Below are 1,745 nucleotides of genomic sequence, written 5' to 3'. Positions count from 1 at the left end.
ACGTGAAACTAACTCTTATTTTTTATAAATTTCATCATTAAAGGTTGTAATAAAAATAAAACAATTACGCAGGATGTCGTTTCAGATAACCATGAGGTACCATTAATTATTGCTGAATAATAAATAGGTGAAATATTTTCAGGTGCATATTGGCCCCAAAAAATAATACCTGCTATAAAGTGACAAAAATATCTTCCAGCACTACCTATCATAACACCTAATAAAATATATGATGTGATTAATAGTTTGTTATTTTTCTTATATGATTGGATAATAAATGGTTTCATTAATCCAGCACTACCTATCATAGCGAAAGCAATAAAATATTCTATAAAAGCTTGAAGCGGTGTTAAAATTCCACCACTAGCTTGACCCGACACAATTTGTAGTAACCCCCATATTAAACCACTGAGCATACCTGACTTTAGTCCCCAACGAAAAGCAACTATAAAAATAGGTAACATTTTAAAGCTTAAACTAATCCAAGGACCTAATTTTAAAGGTTGAGTAAAGATATCTAATATTAAAGCAAGTGCAGCAAACAAAGAAATCTCTATTATCATTTGATATTTATTTCTGTACATAAAAAAAACCTCCATTAATTATGCTCAAGTCGTAACAGAGCAATTAATAGAAAATGATTATATTCTGTATATTGTTCTGGCACATCCTTACGCAAGTATTATCTTGTTCAAGTAATAAGAGTTTAGGTTCTTAAACCAATCTCAGCACAATGCTCCTCCTGTGACACTTTTAGTATAATATAAAATAGAATTAAATACAAAGGAATAACATTGAAATATTTACACTGAATGATATAATAAAATAAATGTAAAGAGGGGATATTTAAAATGATTCGATTAATAGCAAGCGACATGGATGGTACATTATTAGATACACAACATATAATTTCTCAAGAAAATCAACAAGCAATTTTACAAGCACAACAACAAAATGTTGAATTTATTGTAGCAACAGGTCGTGCCTATGCTGAGACAACAATGCCATTATTAGAAAGTAATATTAATTGTGCAGCAATTTGTTTAAATGGTGCTATGATTTATGATAATGAAGGAAATGTGTTAAAACAATCTGCATTTAATACACAACAATTAGATTTACTTTTTAAAATATTTATGGAAGAAAATGTATTCTTTCAAATTTATACAGATAAAAAAATATATACAACAAGTATTGAACAAGATATAGAAAATTATTGTCGTATGGTAGAAAGTAATGGTCATCAACCAGATGTTGAAAAAATTAGTCAACGTATTTATCAAAGAGTAGCACAAGGCAATTTACAAGAAATCTCGAACTATAATCAATTAAGAACTGAATCAGATGAAATAATTTTAAAATTATTATGTATGATTAATAATCAACAACATTATGATCATGTTCTAACAAGATTAAAAACAGATGTTAAAGACATTGCGATTAGTTCTTCTGGACATTCTAATATAGAAATTACACATATAGAAGCTCAAAAAGGAATTGCTTTAAAATTTTATAGTGATTATAAGCAATTAGATTTATCAAATACAATGGCGATTGGTGATAATTTAAATGATTTATCAATGATAGAAGTTGCGGGCTGTTCTTATGCCATGGCAAATGGTATTGATATTTTAAAAGAAGCGGCTGATTTCATTGCCCCAAGTAATATAGAGAGTGGTGTTGCATTTGCTATTAAAGAAGTATTACATCAAAATAATTCAGTATCTATTGCGTAGTTCAAAATC

2 protein-coding genes and 1 riboswitch are annotated in these 1,745 nt (G+C 28.4%); of the genes, one reads left to right on the top strand and one right to left on the bottom strand.

Going from position 1 to position 1,745, the window contains the following annotated elements; all coding sequences use genetic code 11:
• Positions 1–8: 8 nt before the first annotated feature.
• Entirely contained in the window at positions 9–584 is a 576-nt protein-coding gene (gene thiT / locus AC5EAH_RS08030; protein ID WP_493494260.1) for an energy-coupled thiamine transporter ThiT, read from the bottom strand.
• Positions 585–651: 67 nt separating this feature from the next.
• A riboswitch (TPP riboswitch) is annotated at positions 652–753 on the bottom strand.
• Positions 754–851: 98 nt separating this feature from the next.
• On the opposite strand from thiT, the gene AC5EAH_RS08025 reads away from it, so the two are divergent.
• Entirely contained in the window at positions 852–1,736 is an 885-nt protein-coding gene (locus AC5EAH_RS08025; RefSeq protein ID WP_493494259.1) for a Cof-type HAD-IIB family hydrolase, read from the top strand.
• Positions 1,737–1,745 lie beyond the last annotated feature (9 nt).

The organism is Staphylococcus sp. B1(2026) (assembly GCF_058895785.1).
The sequence above is the reverse complement of the archived record's forward strand: the minus strand, read 5'-3'. Positions and strand labels throughout refer to the sequence as shown.